Here is a 15,457-nt window from a genome sequence, read left to right as displayed (position 1 = left end):
TTACTCCGCCCAGCGCGCGTCGCCGGTAAAGGCGATCGTCAGCCAGCGGTCAGGGCCGGGATCGCCGATCTCTTCGCCGATCTCGGCTCGGATCCGGTCGAGTTCGGCGAGCGTACCGACCTTGGTTTCGGCCGTTCCGATCAGATAGACCTCGATCGTCTTGGAGCGCCCGACCTTGGCGACATAGGTGCGGTAATCGGCAAAGCCGTGGCGCGTGACGGCGTTTGCCGCCGCCTGCCGCACCCGCTCGTCGAGTTCGGCGGGTGCGACGAGGAAGATCTCCTTCAATGCCTGGAAGACCGTGCGGATCGGCAGCGGGATCAGGCATAGCGTCAGCACGATCAGGATCGCCGGGTCGACATAGGGCGTGACGTATTCGTAAGCCGTGCCCTTCAAGGCGGCCGCGATCGCGAAGGCGACGAGCAGCGCGGAGGTGATCGCACCGGACATCGCCCAGGCGCGCACGTCGAGCGCCAGGAACTCCGAGCCGATCGGCCGGTTCGCCCGGCGTACATAGAAGAACATGACGGCGCAGATCACCACGACGACGGCGGCATAGGCGATCGCCCAGTCGAAGGCGAGGTGGTTGCCACCTGACAGGAGCGAGCCGACGGCGTTCACCATCGCGTAGAAGGAAAGCAGCGTCAGCAGCCCGGCATTGAAGAGCAGCACCATCGGCTCGATGTGCCAGAAGCCCATCTGGAAGCGCTTGCTCGGCTTCGGGATCAGCTGCGTCACGCCGAGCGCGAGCAGGGTCATGGAGGCGTCGACGGCCGAGAACACACCGTCGAACACGATCGATACCGAACCCGAAAGCAGACCGAAGATAACGCCCGTCACCCCGACGACGACAGTGGCCGCGATCGATTGTTTGAGGACTGTCTGTTCGCTTGGCGCACTCATGATCTTGTTTTTACTCCGGTTTTGGCGCGGTGCTTAGGCGTTGGCAGTGTCGAAATGGTGGCAAGGAGGGTCGATGACGCTGCAAGCATAGCGTTTCGGCCCGCCGCAAGACAGTCGCGACGGGATGGCGCTCAGGCGCATGGCATTGGGTTTTGTCGATTGGCGGGTTCAAAGAATACCGCCGCGTCTTGGCCGACCGCCGGACAGGATCCCCTGTAGCGGAGGGCTAGGCGAACTGTCCCAGCCGCAAGAGATCTCCCGTCGCGGCGCCATTGTCGAGCGTCGTGGCGCGCGCGACCTCGGGCCGTGGCGGCGGCATGGAATGGCCGATCGCAAACAGAATTGCACCTGCCGCCGCAAACAACCCGAACAGCAGGAACATGCCGGCGCCGCCGACGGCGCCAAGCGCAAGGCCGCCGATGAGCGGCCCGAGGAAGTTTCCGAATGTCGAGAGCGAATGGGCGCCGAAATAGGTGCCCCGGTTGCCAGCGTTGGAAATGCCGTCGACCAGCACATATTCCGAGGGCACGACCAGCACCTCGCCGATGGTGAAGAGGATCATCGAGGCGACCAGCATTTCCATTCCGGACGAGGCGGCAAACCCGATCTCGCCGATCAGGAACAGCAGGCTGCCAAGCGACAGCGCGCGCAGGGCGCCGATCCGTTCGATGACGAAGCGGGCCGGCGTGCTGGCGACCAGCACCGTTACCGCGTTGGTCGAAACCAAAAGCGCAAAGAGCGTGATGCCATCCTCGAAGCCGCTGTTGAGATATTGCGACAGGGTCACCGACCATTGACCGTGAACGGCGAGAAGCAATGTGCCGCCGACGACGAAGAAGACCAGGCGCCGGTCGCGCAAGGCGGCGACAAGTCCGCGCCAGCCAACGGCACTCCCTGACGCTCGTTCGGTCTCGGTGGACCGCCTGCTGCTGGCCTCGGGTACCGTGAGCAAGATCACGAGACCGAAAGCTGCATGGATGACGCCGGCGATGACGAACAGCGTCACATAGGCCGCACCGACCCATACGCCGATCAACGGCCCGATCGCCCAGCCGGCATTGATGGCGAGATAGCGCCAGGAGAAAACCTTGAGCCGCAGATGTTCAGGCGCCGCATCGCTCATCAAGGCCCGCGCGACCGGCTCAAAAACGGCGGCGGCAACGGCAGAAACGATGTGGGCCAGCGCGAAGGCGGCGATCGATTGCGCCAGTCCGAGCCCGGCCAGCGCCAGTCCGGCCATGAAGAGTGCGACGGTCAGCACGGCTTTTCGGCCAATCCGATCGGAGAGCGTGCCGGCGAAAGGGCTGACGATTGCGCCGAGCAGCGGACCCACGCCGATCAACGCGCCGATGCTGGCGGGGGTGAGGCCGAAGTCACGCTGGAGGCGGATCGCAAGGAAGGTCAGGCTCATGCCCTTGGCGATCGTCACCACGCCGGAGCCCGCGATGAGAAGCAGCGCGACGAAGCGGCCCGCTTTTTCGGAATAGGCAGTCATCACGGGCACCTGCTGGCTGGAAGCCGCCCGGTCTCCTTTAAGGATGGGGCAGAGCAAAAGGAAGAAACGCCTATGCGATTACAGCCGGCACGTGTGTTCGGCAAGGGGCATCGTTTCCCTGATCCTCTGGATTGAACAGAAGGCCCGAGGCGGCCGTCGGCCGCTCCGGCTGTTCACATCCGGATGGCCGGGCGTTGACCCGGCGGCTCAGGCCTTGGCCTGTCGCTCTTGCCACGCCGCGTAAAGCGGTGCCGTCCCGGCATCGTCGACCGGCACATGGCGGAAGCGCATGGCCTGCTCGGCGAGCGGCTTTGCCAGTTCCGCATAGATCGCTGCGGTCGAGAGGCCAAAGGGCTCGGCGTCGGCATTCGAGTTCGCATAGGCGATCTCGGTGATCCCGGCCATGCGCATGGCGGCAAGGCACATCGGGCAGGGCTGGCCGCTGGCATAGACGGCGGCGCCTTCGAGCCGCGGGGAACGAAGGTTCTGGGCGGCCTCGCGCAACGCGTTCAGTTCCGCATGCGAAGTGGGATCGCCGGATGACAGCATCTCGTTGACGCCGCGACCGACGATCTCGCCATCCTTGACGACGACGGCGCCGAAGGGGCGTCCGCCTTTCTCGACGTTGCGGCGGGCAAGCGTTACCGCCTCGGCCAGATAGGTCTGTTCCTGGGTCATGGGAGTTCTTTCTAGCGGGCGCCGGCGTCGGCCAGCAGCTTCTCGATCTTGCCATAACCGCGCTGGCGGGCATGGGTCAGCGGACTGACACCCTCGCCATCGGCAAGGTTCACGTTGGCGCCGGCTTTGATCAGCAGCCGTACGATCTCGGTGTGTTTTTCGCCGCCGCTGCCGAGGATGATGGCTTCGAGCAGTGCGGTCCAGCCGAGGCGGTTGACGTGATCGACGTCGATGCCGGCTTCGATCAAGGTCTTGACGGTCTCGACATGGCCGCGCTCGGCGGCCGGGATCAACGCCGTTCCGCCATAGCGGTTGGTGCTCTTGAGGTCGGCGCCATTGGCAAGCGTCAGCTTCAGGATCTCGAGATGCCCGCGCGCGCCGGCATAGAGGTAGGGGCTGTCCTGGATCTTGTCCTTGGCGTTGACGTCGGCGCCGGCCTCGATCAGGGCACGGGCTGCATCGACGCGATTTTCATGGGTGGCGGCGAGCAGCGCCGTCGCACCGCTGGCGTCGCGCGCTTCGATGCTTGCGCCTTCCTTGAGCAGCGCCTTCACCTTGTCTGGATCGCCGGTCTCGGCGGCGGAGATCAGTTGGTTTTCAAGCATCGAAGCCCCCACGGTTTGAGGTGCAAGGCTGAAGGCGGCAATCGATGCGCCGATCAGCGAGCCGAAAAGTCTTGGTCGCATTTGGTCTTTCCGATCATGCAGGCCGGTCGAATGGATCGACCGATCGCAATGGTTCCGGTTACGAGCGAAACGAGGAAACCCGGAAGAGGCTCCGTCCATGCCGCTCTCGCTCATCGCGATCTCGTGCTTACTTGAGCCGATCCGTGACCTTTTCAAGGGCGCAAGACACGCGTCGTCGCCAAACGTCTCCCGCGCCCGGCATGGCCCTCCCGTCCGCGACCTTAGGCAGTGCCGCATTCATTTGGAAATTAAATGTATGAATGCTATCAAGTGGAAATATGTATGGTCAGCCTTTCGATCTGGATCTGCTGAGAGCTTTCGCGACGGTGGCCGATTGCGGTGGTTTCACCGCTGCGGCCGGCCGGCTCAATTCCACCCAGTCGACCGTCAGCCAGAAAGTCCTGCGGCTGGAAGAACAGGCCGGTCATCGGCTGCTCGAACGCAGCCATCGTCAAGTGCGCCTGACGGAAGCGGGCGAGCAGTTGATCGGCTATGCGCGGCGCATGCTGGCGCTCGATGCAGAGGCGCGGCAGCTTCTCTCCGGCGCGTCGGTCGCCGCGACGCTGCGACTCGGCCTGCCCGAAGACTTTGCCGCCGGTCGCACGACCCGCATGCTTTCGGCCTTTGCCCGCCGGCATGACAATGTCAGGCTCGAAGTGACGAGTGGGCTCAGCCGCGAGCTGCGGTCACTTTATGATCGCAGCGAGCTCGATATCGTCGTCGTCAAGCAGCGCCGCGGTTCAGGCGAGGCGGTGCAGCGGTGGCAGGAGACCCTGTGCTGGATCGATAGCGCCGCCCATCCTGTTCTGGCGCTCGATCCCTTACCGCTCGTCGTCTTTCCGCCGCGCGGGCTTTATCGCGACGACATGGTGGCGGCGCTGGACGCCTCAGGGCGACGCTGGCGCGTGAGCTATACCAGCTCCAGCCTCGCCAGCATTCAGTCGGCGGTCGCCGATGGGCTGGGCATCAGCCTGCTGCCGGCCCGCGTCGTCCATGACGGGCACCGGGTGGTGAAGCCGCAGGACGGGCTGCCGATGATCGAGACGATGGAGATCGGGCTCTATTACCGGCCGGAGGCCGGCGCTCTGGTCACGCGGTTGGCAGAGGATCTCTCAGCCCTCATCGGCGATGACAGCCGGGACGAGGCATGACGGCGCCTTCGCAGATCACCCCAATCCGTCGGCGGAATGTCCTGAACCGTATCAGAGCATCGAACGGCTGAGGCCGCCATCGACGGGCAACGCCACGCCGGTGATGTAGCTTGCCTGACGGCCGGCAAGGAAGGCCGCGGCCGCCCCGAATTCCGCCGGTGTGCCGTAGCGGCCGATCGGGATGTCGCGTTGGCTGCGGGCTGCGACCGTTGCGATATCGAGCCCTTCGCTTTCGGCGTCCATCCGGTCGAAGCTGAGCGTGCGGTCGGTGGCAAGCCGCCCCGGCAGAAGCAGGTTGACGGTCACGCCGTCGGCAGCAACCTCTCCCGCCAGCGTCTTCAGCCAGCCGGCGACAGCGCTTCTGAGCGCATTCGATGCGGTAAGCCCGACGATCGGCTCGCGGATGCTGGTGGAGGCGACGGCAATGACGCGCCCGAACTGGCGTTCCCGCATGCCGGGCAGCAGCCGTCCGGTGATGCGCATGCCAGCCAGTACCATGGTCTCGAATTGCGCCCGCCAGAAGTCCGGTTCGATGACCGAGGCAGGCGAGGGCGGCGGCCCGCCGCCATTCAGCACCAGAATGTCGATCGCGCCGAAATCGGCTTCGAACTGGTCCAGCAGGCCATCGAGGCTTTCGGGTTTTGAGAGGTCGAGGGCATAGCCGCGTGCCGAAGGGCTGATGTCGGCTGCCACTTTGGCGGCCGATGCCGCGTCGCGGCCGGTCAGCGCCACGATGACGCCTTCGCCGGCAAGAGCCTCGGCAATGCCGCGCCCCAGCCCCTTGCTGCCGCCGAGCACCAACGCGCGTTTTCCAGCGATGCCAAGATCCATGGCCGACCCTCCTCGATTGCGGGATTCAGAATGGCTCGGCATCCGAGCTACACCAGATTTCCGCGCAGCGGAATCGTTTTGACGCCGGTGAGGGTGGAAACGCAAAAGTCCGGCCGCATGGCGGCCGGGCTCTCGAGCGCCCTCCCTCATTCTGTCGCTTAGCGGCAGATGCGGATTTTCTTGTAGTAGCGGTTGCCGTAGCTGTCGTAGCGCTTCACCGTCTTCAGGAAGCAATAGGGTTCGTCCTCGTAGTAGTAAGGCCCGCCATAATAGCTGTCGACATAGCCGACACGGCCACTCCAGCCATGGCCGTAATAGCCGTCGCTGAAGCCGATCGAGAAACCGCCGGCCTGAGACGGTGTTGCAAAGGAGATGGCGGCGGTGGCGGCGACAGCGGCTGCGACGATGAACTTGCGCATGATGATCTCTCCTCCGGATGGGTGGGATGATCCTTCGTCATCCATGAGACGAAAGTCGCATGAAGCCGATATATTCGCAGTTCCGGATGGAACAGGATGGTGCCGGCGGTTGCGTGAAGGCGCGCTCCGCCGGCCACAGCCTACGCTGGTCGCCGAGTGTCGTGCTCTTCAGGCAGCGCGTGGCCCTGCCGGGTCGCGGATACGCGCCATCGCGAAAACGTCGGCGAGAACGCCGTGCCGCAGCGCATAGGCCCGGTGCGTGCCCTCCATCTCGAAGCCGGCCCTGCGGTAGAGCGCGATCGCCGGCTCGTTGTCGGTAAAGACCGTAAGCTCGATGCGGCTGATGCCGAGCCAGTTGTCGGCCGCATCGATCAGAGCGGTCAGCAACGACTTACCAATGCCTTCGCCGCGATGATTGTCGTCGACGCTGATCCCAAGTGCTGCCGAATGATGCCGGCGCCCCTTGCTGCGGTGCAGTCCGGCCAGGCCGAGGACCCGACCGGCGCGCTCGGCGACGATGACGATGCTGTCGTCCGAAAGGGTCTCCAGCCACTTGCGTGTCTGTTCCGGATTGGAGAACGGCTGGCGCAGCGTGCCTGCGCGGATGCCCGGCTGGCTCATCAGCGCCGAGATCGCTTCGAAATCGACGGCGCGGGCCGCGCGGATGCTGATATCTGAAGGGTCGTTCGCCTCGGTCATTGTTTCCTCTCTTGGCTCCGAGGAAACAGGGCCAACCCTGCTCGCCTCGGCAGGGTTGGTGGGGGGACATTTCGCCTTAAGTCAGCGCAACAGGTCTCCCGCACACCCCTGGGGTATGCGTGCAAAGCACCATTGCGAGCATCGAACGATTGTCCATGAGCGGACGATAGCAAGCGAGGGTAGAAAAGCAAGCCGGTTCGGCGACGGGATTGCCGACGGTCAGGTCACCTGCCAGGCGATATAGACGAGCGTAGCGGCAATCAGCCAAAGCGCGATGCGGCCGGAGCGCGTGTGTTTCGCCTCCGCCTTGCCGATCGCATGCGCGGTCTCGGCATCGAAGCGCAGGCCGTTTTCGCTCATCGCCATGATCTCGCTCGAAAACTTCTCCGTGCGAGCGGCGATCTCAGGCGCAGCTTCGGCAAGCCTGAGTGCCGCATGCAGGCCGTCGCGCAGATCCGTGACGATGCGCTTCGGTCCGAGATTGTCGCGGATCCATTTCCCGACGACCGGCTCGGACGCCTTCCACATGTTGAAGCGCGGATTGAGCGTACGGGCCACACCTTCGACGACCACCATCGTCTTCTGCAGCATGACGAGCTCGGGGCGCGTCTGCATGTCGAACAGTTCGGTGACCTCGAAAAGCAGCGTCAGAAGCTTCGCCATCGAGATGGTTTCGGCCGGCTGGCCGTGGATCGGCTCGCCGATCGCGCGGATCGCCTGGGCGAAACTCGCAGCATCGTGGTGCGAGGGCACGTAGCCCGCCTCGAAATGCACGTCGGCGACGCGCTGGTAGTCGCGGGTGATGAAGCCGAAGAGGATCTCGGCCAGGAACCGGCGTTCCTTCTTGCCAAGGCGGCCGACGATGCCCATGTCGACGGCGACGATATGGCCGGCGTCGTCGACGAAAAGATTGCCCTGGTGCATGTCGGCATGGAAGAAGCCGTCGCGCAGCGTGTGGCGCAGGAAGGACTGGATCAGGACTTCGGCCAGAAGGTTGAGATCGTGGCCGGCGGCCTTCAGCCCCTCGATATCCGACATCTTGACGCCGTCGATCCATTCCATGGTGACGACGTCACGCCCGGTCCGCTCCCAGTCGACCTTCGGCACGCGGAATCCGGAATCGTCCTTGGTGTTCTCGCCAAGTTCGGATAGCGCGGCCGCCTCCAGGCGAAGATCCATCTCGATCTTCGTTGTCTGCTCCAGCGTCTTGGTCACCTCGACAGGCTTCAGCCGGCGGGTATAGGGCAGGAACCGCTCCTGCATATGGCTGACGAGATACATCGCCTCGATGTCAGAGGCGAAACGCTGACGCACGCCGGGGCGGATGACCTTGACGGCAACCTTCTCAGGGCCGCTGTCGCGCATCACGATCGCCGGATGCACCTGCGCGATCGAGGCCGCAGCCATCGGCTCGGAAAATTCGGCGTAGAGATCGTCGACCGTCCGGCCGAGCGAGCCTTGGATCGCGGCCTTCGCCTCGTTCTGCGGAAAGGTCGCCATGCGGTCCTGCAACAGCGACAGATCGGCGGCAAACTCCGCGCCGACGACGTCGGGGCGGGTTGCAAGGAATTGGCCGATCTTCACATAGGAAGGGCCGAGACGGGCGACGGCGCGCGACAGTCGGTCGCTGCGCTCTTCTCCCGGAACCCTGCGGCGCGCCAAAAGTCCGGCCGCCTTCTGGGCAAAACGGGCAAAGGGTGGCAGGTGCTCCGTCGGGACGGCGGAGACGACGCCTTCGCGCACGAGAACCCAGCCGATCCGCGCGAGGCGGATATATGCTCCAGGCGTGCTCATCGGGATCAGATTTTCCAGCCGGAATGCAGCGCTGCGATGCCGCCGGTGTAATTGGTGAAGGAAACGCGGGAGAAGCCCGCTTCCTTGATCATCGTCGCGAAGTCCTTCTGGTTCGGGAACTTGCGGATCGATTCCACCAGATACTGGTAGGGCGCCTCGTCGCCGGTGATCAGCTTGCCGAACTTCGGGATCGCGTTGAACGACCATGCGTCATAGAAGCGGTCGAGCAGCGGCATTTCGACTTCGGAAAATTCCAGCACCAGCAGGCGGCCGCCGCGCTTCAGCACCCGGTACGCTTCTTTCAGCGCCACGTCGATGCGCGGCACATTGCGGATGCCGAACGCGATCGTATAGGCATCGAAGGTGTTGGCCTCGAAGGGTAGGTCCTCGGCATTGGCCTCGACGAAATCGAGATTGGCGGAGAGCTTCTTCTTCTCGGCCCGCTCGGCGCCGACCGCCAGCATCGAGCCGTTGATGTCGAGCACGGTCGAATGCGCCTTGCGGTCGGAGGCCTCGATAATGCGGAAGGCGATGTCGCCGGTGCCGCCGGCAACGTCGAGGGTCCTGTAACCCTCGCGGCGTGGCGGGTTGAGGGCGGCGATCATCGCGTCCTTCCAGGCGCGGTGGAGGCCGGCCGACATCACGTCGTTCATGATGTCGTAGCGCTTGGCGACCTTGTGGAACACGTCGTTGACGAGCGGCTGCTTCTCGCCCGTGCCGACGTTGCGGAAACCGAACGATGTTTCCATGCCGCCATCGGCCGATACGCGCTGATCCGTCATACGAAGAACTCCACCTGAACCAATTTTTCCGGCACCATAGCGAAAAGGCCCGCCACGCGCTATCTCGTGGGCGGGACCGCGGCTGCGGCATAGCGCACCCCTATAGGATAAGAAGGCCGCCAAGGAAATGCCAACCACCGCATCCGGTGGCTGAGATCGAAGGAGTGCATGCATGCCGGAGTTGCCCGAGGTCGAAACCGTCAAGCGCGGCCTGGCGCCGACCATGGAAGGGGCGCTGCTCGTCAATGCGGAGCTGCGCCGTCCGGATCTGCGATTTCCCTTCCCGGAGAATTTCTCCTCGACCGTCGCCGGCCAGCGCATCGTCTCGCTGTCGCGCCGCGCCAAGTATCTGATGATCGATCTGGAAGCTGGCGACGTGATCATCGCCCACCTCGGCATGTCCGGCTCCTTTCGCATCGAGGTGGGACCGGCGGCAGCAACGCCGGGCGAATTCCACCATCCGCGCGGCAAGGACGAAAAGCACGATCACGTCATCTTCCATCTCGACGGCGCGCAAGGCCCGGTGCGGGTGATCTACAACGACCCGCGCCGCTTCGGCTTCATGGACCTTGCCCGCCGCGACACGGTGGCAAACCACGCCTATTTCCGCGCGCTCGGCGAAGAGCCGACCGGAAATGTGCTTGATGCCGCCTATCTCGCCGCACGCTTCTCGGGCAAGGCGCAGCCGCTGAAGGCCGCCTTGCTCGACCAGAAGAACATCGCCGGCCTCGGCAACATCTATGTCTGCGAAGCGCTGTGGCGCTCGCATCTGTCGCCGCTGAAACCGGCCGGCGCGCTCGTCGACAAGCGCGGCAAGCCGAAGGACGGGCTGGTGCGCCTGACTGACGCAATCCGCGAGGTCATCGCCGATGCCATTGCCGCCGGTGGATCGTCGCTGAAGGACCATATCCAGGCCGACGGCTCGCTCGGCTACTTCCAGCACTCCTTCTCCGTCTATGACCGCGAAGGAGAGGCTTGCCGCACGCCCGGCTGCGACGGTACGGTCGCCCGGATCGTGCAGGCGGGCCGCTCGACCTTCTATTGCCCGCATTGCCAGAAATGAACGCCGGTCCGTGAGCGGTCTGGTGCATGAACCGGAGGAAACAGGAATGACCTACGAAACGCTGCTGGTCGAAACACGCGGCCGCGTCGGCCTGGTGACGCTCAATCGTCCGCAGGCGCTGAACGCGCTGAACTCGACCGTGATGCGCGAGCTTGCCGCAGCGCTGAAGGCCTTCGATGCCGACAAGGAAATCGGCGCCGTCGTCCTTGCCGGCTCGGAGAAGGCCTTTGCCGCCGGCGCCGACATCAAGGAGATGCAGACGCTCGACTTCGTCGACAGTTATCTCGGCGATTTCATCGGCGGCTGGGACCAGGTGGCGGCAGCCCGCAAGCCTTTGATCGCTGCCGTTTCCGGCTATGCGCTGGGCGGCGGCTGCGAGCTGGCGATGATGTGCGACTTCATCATCGCGTCCGAGACTGCGAAATTCGGCCAGCCGGAAATCACCCTCGGCGTCATTCCCGGCATGGGTGGCTCGCAGCGCCTGACGCGCGCCGTCGGCAAGGCCAAGGCGATGGATCTTGTGCTGACCGGCCGCATGATGGATGCGGCCGAGGCCGAACGCGCAGGACTCGTTTCGCGTGTGGTGGCGTCGGAGAAATTGATGGAGGAAGCGCTGGCCGCTGCCGAGAAGATCGCCTCCTTCTCGCTGCCGGCCGTCATGATGGCCAAGGAGGCGGTGAACCGCTCTCTCGAGTTGACCCTTGCCGAAGGCCTACGTTTCGAGCGGCGTCTCTTCCATTCGCTGTTTGCAACCGAAGACCAGAAAGAGGGCATGGCCGCCTTCGTCGCCAAGCGCAAGCCTGACTTCAAGCATCGCTAGCGCAAGGGGAGGCGCGCAGATTCTGGAAAATGCGCGTTGACGGGGCGGCCGTTTCCCGCTATACGCCGCCCTCAGTTTGGAACGCCATCCTGGGCTTTCCGGAAATACTCCCGAATTGCTTTGATGACAGGTCGCAGTGACCCGGCACGGCGAGGGCGGAGTTCATGTCAGTTTTCGAAGAGAGGCACCAATGGCCAATACAACTTCGGCGAAAAAGGCGACCCGCAAGATCGCACGCCGCACTGCAGTGAACAAGGCACGTCGTTCGCGCGTCCGTGGCTTCATCCGCAAGGTAGAAGAAGCGATCGCCACCGGCGACCAGGCCGTCGCAGCCGCAGCGCTCAAGGCAGCTCAGCCCGAGCTGATGCGCGCCGCCACCAAGGGCGTCCTGCACGCCAACACTGCATCGCGCAAGGTTTCGCGTCTTGCACAGCGCGTAAAGTCGCTTTCGGCCTAATCCGGCTAAGAAAAATCTGTTAATCGAGAGCCCGGCCCTTGCGCCGGGCTTTTCGGATTCATACTTCTGTCATTGCGATGGTTAATCTGGCGGCTTGGGCTTATGTCAGTGCGATGACAAAATTTATATAATTATTTCAATGACTTGTGAGAGGTCCTTATCAAAAGGATGTCTCTGGCTGGGGGTCCGTTAGGCCCATTCTGAGTCAAGCGAATTTTTATTTTTTTTCTTTTTCGCCAGCTAAGCAAAGAGCGAAAAATCAAAACCCTTGATTCAACAGGGATTCTTCTCGGACTCGGAATGCGGCAAGCAAATGGCGGCCGGAGAGTCAACGGCCGGCGCTTAAGGTTGCGTAAAAATCGCGATTGATCTTGCCCATCGATCCTGCCTAAATGCCCTCCACAGGGGACACGGACCACATCTGTAAAAGGAAGCAAAAGAGGCCATTTCGAAGAAATGGTTTCGATGTTTCTGTCCTTTGTATCAGGGCGGCTCCGCGTCGTTCAATCAGACAAGTCGAAGGTGAAAAACCGGATGGTTCATACCACTCCGGACGAGAAACTTTCGTCCTGTGATTGTGAGGCGGCCATCTGCGGCACCGTGCGTCCGGTCGGAAGCCTGAAGGTCGCTGCGGCGCTTTGACGGCTGCCTATCCTGCCCTTTGATCGGCTACGACAAAGGAAACATGCAGGCGGTCTCGATGGAGGGTGCAAGCGGCGCCCGACACGAGGCCAAGGTCCAACGCGCGGCTCATCGCTTCGTACGAGGGTGCGAGGAGCTGTTGACGAGGAGGAGGATCCGGTACGGCGCGGGAGCGCGTCGAAGGGATTGTTGACAAGAGGCGCGAGGGGACATCCTCCGGCCCGAAGGGCAGGTGGGTGCGCGTAGCGCGCAGCGAGGCGGGAGATGAGGAGCCCGGCGTCGTCTGTGACTGTGACGTTCGGCGAAAGCGGCATGGCCTTCGAAGGCGCCGCGGGCGACGGACATAAGAGATGAGGCCGGCAGCGATGACGGCATCTGAACATGAATTGGAAGGCGGCAAAATGCAGATGAATTTGGTGACGGCGGGCGCACTTCAGAAAGAAGGAGACGCATTTCAGGCCGGAAGCAATCTATCTCAGGCGGCGGGGGAAAAAATCGACATGAGGCACGACGCACTGTTCGAGCGGGTAAGTGCGCGTCTCAAAGCTCAAGTCGGTCCGGATGTCTTTGCAAGCTGGTTTGGGCGTCTGAAGCTCCATTCCGTATCCAAGAGCGTTGTGCGCCTTTCGGTGCCGACCACGTTCCTGAAGTCCTGGATCAACAACCGTTATCTCGACCTCATCACCTCGATCTTCCAGCAGGAAGACGGCGAGATCATGAAGATCGAGATCCTGGTGCGCACGGCAACCCGTGGCGCCCGTCCGACCACCCAGGAAGATGTGCTGCCGCAGGCGGCAGAAGCAGCTCCGGCCCAGCCCGCGCGCCGTCCGGCCGCAGCCCAGCCGGTGGCAAGTGTTGCCGCGGCGACCGTCGCAAGCATGCAGAAGCCGACCCAGGCGCCGCTTTTCGGCTCGCCGCTCGACCAGCGCTACAATTTCGAGAGCTTCGTCGAGGGGTCCTCGAACCGCGTGGCGCTTGCCGCCGCCCGGACGATCGCGGAAGCCGGCGCCGGTGCGGTGCGGTTCAACCCGCTCTTCATCCATTCGAGCGTCGGCCTCGGCAAGACGCACCTTCTGCAGGCGATCGCCATCCAGGCGCTGCAGAGCGCGCGTGCACCGCGCGTCGTCTACCTGACGGCCGAATATTTCATGTGGCGTTTCGCCACCGCGATCCGCGACAACGACGCGCTGTCGTTGAAGGAGTCGCTGCGCAACATCGATCTCCTGATCATCGACGACATGCAGTTCCTGCAGGGCAAGTCGATCCAGCATGAGTTCTGCCATCTCCTGAACATGCTGCTCGATTCCGCCAAGCAGGTCGTCGTCGCCGCCGACCGCGCACCGTGGGAACTGGAATCGCTCGACAGCCGCGTTCGTTCGCGTCTCCAGGGCGGCGTCGCCATCGAGATGGACGGCCCGGACTACGACATGCGCCTGGAAATGCTGAAGCGTCGCCTGGACACGGCCCGTCAGGACGACGGTTCGCTCGACATTCCCGGCGAAATCCTCAGCCATGTGGCGCGCAACGTGACGGCCAGCGGCCGCGAACTGGAAGGCGCCTTCAACCAGCTCCTGTTCCGACGCTCCTTCGAGCCGCAGCTCTCGATCGAGCGCGTCGATGAACTGCTCGGCCACCTCGTCAACGCCGGCGAACCCCGCCGCGTCCGCATCGAGGACATCCAGCGCGTCGTCGCCAAGCACTACAACGTCTCGCGCCAGGAGCTTGTCTCCAACCGCCGCACCCGTGTCATCGTCAAGCCGCGCCAGATCGCCATGTATCTGTCGAAGACGCTGACGCCGCGCTCCTTCCCGGAGATTGGCCGTCGCTTCGGCGGACGCGACCACACGACCGTGCTGCACGCCGTGCGCAAGATCGAGGAACTGATCTCGGGTGACACCAAGCTCAGCCATGAGATCGAGCTGCTGAAGCGCCTGATCAACGAATAGTCGCGGCGGATTGCCGAAAAAAGCCCGGGTTCGCCCGGGCTTTTTTGTTTTACCGGACCGTTTTCAGTGCCGGCCGCGGCGAGTGCTTGGCCGCCGGATTTCCCACACCCTGTTCGGCCCGTGCCTGCTCGATGATCCAGGCACGAAAGGCCGTGACCGGCGGACGGTCGAGAGCTGCCGGCGGATACACGAGATGATAGGCAAGCCCGGTCATGACGCCCTCGGGGAAGGGGGCTTCCAGCACGCCCTCCGCAAGCTCGCGCGTGATCAGCGACAGGCGCACCAGCGCAACGCCGTCGCCGGCCTTGGCCGCCTCGATCGCGCCGTTGCTGTTGACGAAGACTGGCCCGCGTCCGGCATCCACCCCGTCGGCGCCTGCCGCATCCAGCCACAGCCTCCAATCCTGACGGTGCACATCGTGCAGGAGCACATGCGCGGCGAGGTCACCCGGCATGTCGAGCGGGTTCCTTGCGCGTAATGCCGGGTGAAGGACCGGGACCGGGTCGTCATCGATCAGCCGTTCACTGACGAGCCCGTCATAGCGGCCAAGCCCGTGGCGGATGGCAATGTCGACCCCGTCGGCGTTGAAGTCCGTCAGCCGGTTGGTGGTGCTGATGCGCACGTCGATGCCAGGCACCTGCAGCTCGAAGGCGCCGATGCGCGGGACCAGCCATTGGGCGGCAAAAGTAGGCGTGCAGCTCACCGTCAGCACCGGCGCGCGCTTGCGTGCCGTCAGTTCCTCGGTCGCTTCGCGCATCATCCGGAACGCGCGCCTGAGTGTCGCGAAATAGGTGCTGCCGTCCTCCGTCAGCACCAACTGTCTCGGCCGGCGCTCAAACAGCGTCACGCCAAGCGTCTGCTCCAGTTCGCGCACCTGCAGGCTGACCGCGCCAGGCGTCACGTTGAGTTCCTGTGCAGCCTTCGTCACGCTCGAATGGCGCGCCGTCGCCTCGAAGGCGCGCAGCGAGGCGAGGGAGGGAAGGGATGTCGCCATGGTTTAGCCAAACTCAATCATGTGTCGAGAAATGATCGTTTGTTCGAAGCTCAATATCCTGAGAAAAATGGCACAAAGTCAAGATGGTCGATGCCAT

Annotated in this window: 15 protein-coding genes; 5 read left to right on the top strand and 10 right to left on the bottom strand. The window is 63.6% G+C overall.

Annotated features, from left to right (window positions below; translation table 11 throughout):
- From OKW20_RS05715 to OKW20_RS05700, 4 genes are all read right to left on the bottom strand, one after another.
- On the bottom strand, positions 1-903 hold the full coding sequence (locus tag OKW20_RS05715) for a cation diffusion facilitator family transporter (RefSeq protein ID WP_429170775.1): 903 nt from the start codon (positions 901-903) through the stop codon (positions 1-3).
- Positions 904-1,129: 226 nt separating this feature from the next.
- Positions 1,130-2,398, bottom strand: a complete 1,269-nt coding sequence (locus OKW20_RS05710; protein WP_429170773.1) for an MFS transporter — start codon at positions 2,396-2,398, stop codon at positions 1,130-1,132.
- Positions 2,399-2,605: 207 nt separating this feature from the next.
- Complete coding sequence (locus OKW20_RS05705; RefSeq protein ID WP_043615543.1) at positions 2,606-3,076, bottom strand: nucleoside deaminase; 471 nt, start codon at positions 3,074-3,076, stop codon at positions 2,606-2,608.
- Positions 3,077-3,087: 11 nt separating this feature from the next.
- Positions 3,088-3,681 (bottom strand): ankyrin repeat domain-containing protein, encoded by a 594-nt coding sequence (locus tag OKW20_RS05700; protein ID WP_429171153.1) that lies wholly within the window; start codon positions 3,679-3,681, stop codon positions 3,088-3,090.
- Positions 3,682-4,040: 359 nt separating this feature from the next.
- Here OKW20_RS05700 and OKW20_RS05695 point away from each other — a divergent pair, with 359 nt between their 5' ends.
- On the top strand, positions 4,041-4,913 hold the full coding sequence (locus OKW20_RS05695) for a LysR family transcriptional regulator (RefSeq protein WP_429170771.1): 873 nt from the start codon (positions 4,041-4,043) through the stop codon (positions 4,911-4,913).
- A 51-nt stretch (positions 4,914-4,964) separates the two neighbouring features.
- Here the strand turns inward: OKW20_RS05695 and OKW20_RS05690 are convergent, their stop codons facing one another.
- The 5 genes from OKW20_RS05690 to ubiE all read right to left on the bottom strand — a co-directional run bounded on the left by OKW20_RS05690 (position 4,965) and on the right by ubiE (position 9,438).
- Positions 4,965-5,744, bottom strand: a complete 780-nt coding sequence (locus OKW20_RS05690) for an SDR family oxidoreductase (protein ID WP_429170769.1) — start codon at positions 5,742-5,744, stop codon at positions 4,965-4,967.
- Between the two features lie 158 nt (positions 5,745-5,902).
- A complete protein-coding gene (locus OKW20_RS05685) occupies positions 5,903-6,163 on the bottom strand; it encodes a hypothetical protein (RefSeq protein WP_429170768.1) in 261 nt (86 codons plus the stop codon).
- A gap of 168 nt (positions 6,164-6,331) precedes the next feature.
- Complete coding sequence (locus OKW20_RS05680; RefSeq protein WP_429170767.1) at positions 6,332-6,862, bottom strand: GNAT family N-acetyltransferase; 531 nt, start codon at positions 6,860-6,862, stop codon at positions 6,332-6,334.
- Between the two features lie 219 nt (positions 6,863-7,081).
- Positions 7,082-8,656 (bottom strand): 2-polyprenylphenol 6-hydroxylase, encoded by a 1,575-nt coding sequence (gene ubiB, locus OKW20_RS05675; RefSeq protein ID WP_205237248.1) that lies wholly within the window; start codon positions 8,654-8,656, stop codon positions 7,082-7,084.
- A 5-nt stretch (positions 8,657-8,661) separates the two neighbouring features.
- Complete coding sequence (ubiE, locus tag OKW20_RS05670; RefSeq protein ID WP_034797505.1) at positions 8,662-9,438, bottom strand: bifunctional demethylmenaquinone methyltransferase/2-methoxy-6-polyprenyl-1,4-benzoquinol methylase UbiE; 777 nt, start codon at positions 9,436-9,438, stop codon at positions 8,662-8,664.
- A gap of 172 nt (positions 9,439-9,610) precedes the next feature.
- Here ubiE and mutM point away from each other — a divergent pair, with 172 nt between their 5' ends.
- From mutM to dnaA, 4 genes are all read left to right on the top strand, one after another.
- Positions 9,611-10,501 (top strand): bifunctional DNA-formamidopyrimidine glycosylase/DNA-(apurinic or apyrimidinic site) lyase, encoded by an 891-nt coding sequence (gene mutM / locus OKW20_RS05665; RefSeq protein WP_043615562.1) that lies wholly within the window; start codon positions 9,611-9,613, stop codon positions 10,499-10,501.
- Positions 10,502-10,547: 46 nt separating this feature from the next.
- Positions 10,548-11,321, top strand: coding sequence for an enoyl-CoA hydratase (locus tag OKW20_RS05660; protein WP_429170765.1), 774 nt, complete (start codon positions 10,548-10,550; stop codon positions 11,319-11,321).
- Positions 11,322-11,511: 190 nt separating this feature from the next.
- A complete protein-coding gene (rpsT, locus tag OKW20_RS05655; protein WP_043615568.1) occupies positions 11,512-11,778 on the top strand; it encodes a 30S ribosomal protein S20 in 267 nt (88 codons plus the stop codon).
- 1,142 nt (positions 11,779-12,920) lie between these two features.
- Positions 12,921-14,366 (top strand): chromosomal replication initiator protein DnaA, encoded by a 1,446-nt coding sequence (gene dnaA / locus OKW20_RS05650; RefSeq protein ID WP_043615700.1) that lies wholly within the window; start codon positions 12,921-12,923, stop codon positions 14,364-14,366.
- A 49-nt stretch (positions 14,367-14,415) separates the two neighbouring features.
- Here the strand turns inward: dnaA and gcvA are convergent, their stop codons facing one another.
- A complete protein-coding gene (gene gcvA, locus OKW20_RS05645; RefSeq protein WP_429170763.1) occupies positions 14,416-15,360 on the bottom strand; it encodes a transcriptional regulator GcvA in 945 nt (314 codons plus the stop codon).
- Between the last annotated feature and the right edge of the window lie 97 nt (positions 15,361-15,457).

It is taken from the genome of Ensifer sp. LBL, assembly GCF_050435225.1.
In the GTDB taxonomy this organism is placed as follows: Bacteria; Pseudomonadota; Alphaproteobacteria; order Rhizobiales; family Rhizobiaceae; genus Ensifer.
The sequence above is the reverse complement of the archived record's forward strand: the minus strand, read 5'-3'. Positions and strand labels throughout refer to the sequence as shown.

Excerpts from the sequence above, each read along its gene's own strand:
- OKW20_RS05715 (WP_429170775.1), bottom strand. The coding sequence starts at position 903 with ATGAGTGCGCCAAGCGAACAGACAGTCCTCAAACAATCGATCGCGGCC.
- OKW20_RS05710 (WP_429170773.1), bottom strand. The coding sequence starts at position 2,398 with ATGACTGCCTATTCCGAAAAAGCGGGCCGCTTCGTCGCGCTGCTTCTC.
- OKW20_RS05705 (WP_043615543.1), bottom strand. The coding sequence starts at position 3,076 with ATGACCCAGGAACAGACCTATCTGGCCGAGGCGGTAACGCTTGCCCGC.
- OKW20_RS05700 (WP_429171153.1), bottom strand. The coding sequence starts at position 3,681 with ATGCTTGAAAACCAACTGATCTCCGCCGCCGAGACCGGCGATCCAGAC.
- OKW20_RS05695 (WP_429170771.1), top strand. The coding sequence starts at position 4,041 with ATGTATGGTCAGCCTTTCGATCTGGATCTGCTGAGAGCTTTCGCGACG.
- OKW20_RS05690 (WP_429170769.1), bottom strand. The coding sequence starts at position 5,744 with ATGGATCTTGGCATCGCTGGAAAACGCGCGTTGGTGCTCGGCGGCAGC.
- OKW20_RS05685 (WP_429170768.1), bottom strand. The coding sequence starts at position 6,163 with ATGCGCAAGTTCATCGTCGCAGCCGCTGTCGCCGCCACCGCCGCCATC.
- OKW20_RS05680 (WP_429170767.1), bottom strand. The coding sequence starts at position 6,862 with ATGACCGAGGCGAACGACCCTTCAGATATCAGCATCCGCGCGGCCCGC.
- ubiB (WP_205237248.1), bottom strand. The coding sequence starts at position 8,656 with ATGAGCACGCCTGGAGCATATATCCGCCTCGCGCGGATCGGCTGGGTT.
- ubiE (WP_034797505.1), bottom strand. The coding sequence starts at position 9,438 with ATGACGGATCAGCGCGTATCGGCCGATGGCGGCATGGAAACATCGTTC.
- mutM (WP_043615562.1), top strand. The coding sequence starts at position 9,611 with ATGCCGGAGTTGCCCGAGGTCGAAACCGTCAAGCGCGGCCTGGCGCCG.
- OKW20_RS05660 (WP_429170765.1), top strand. The coding sequence starts at position 10,548 with ATGACCTACGAAACGCTGCTGGTCGAAACACGCGGCCGCGTCGGCCTG.
- rpsT (WP_043615568.1), top strand. The coding sequence starts at position 11,512 with ATGGCCAATACAACTTCGGCGAAAAAGGCGACCCGCAAGATCGCACGC.
- dnaA (WP_043615700.1), top strand. The coding sequence starts at position 12,921 with ATGAGGCACGACGCACTGTTCGAGCGGGTAAGTGCGCGTCTCAAAGCT.
- gcvA (WP_429170763.1), bottom strand. The coding sequence starts at position 15,360 with ATGGCGACATCCCTTCCCTCCCTCGCCTCGCTGCGCGCCTTCGAGGCG.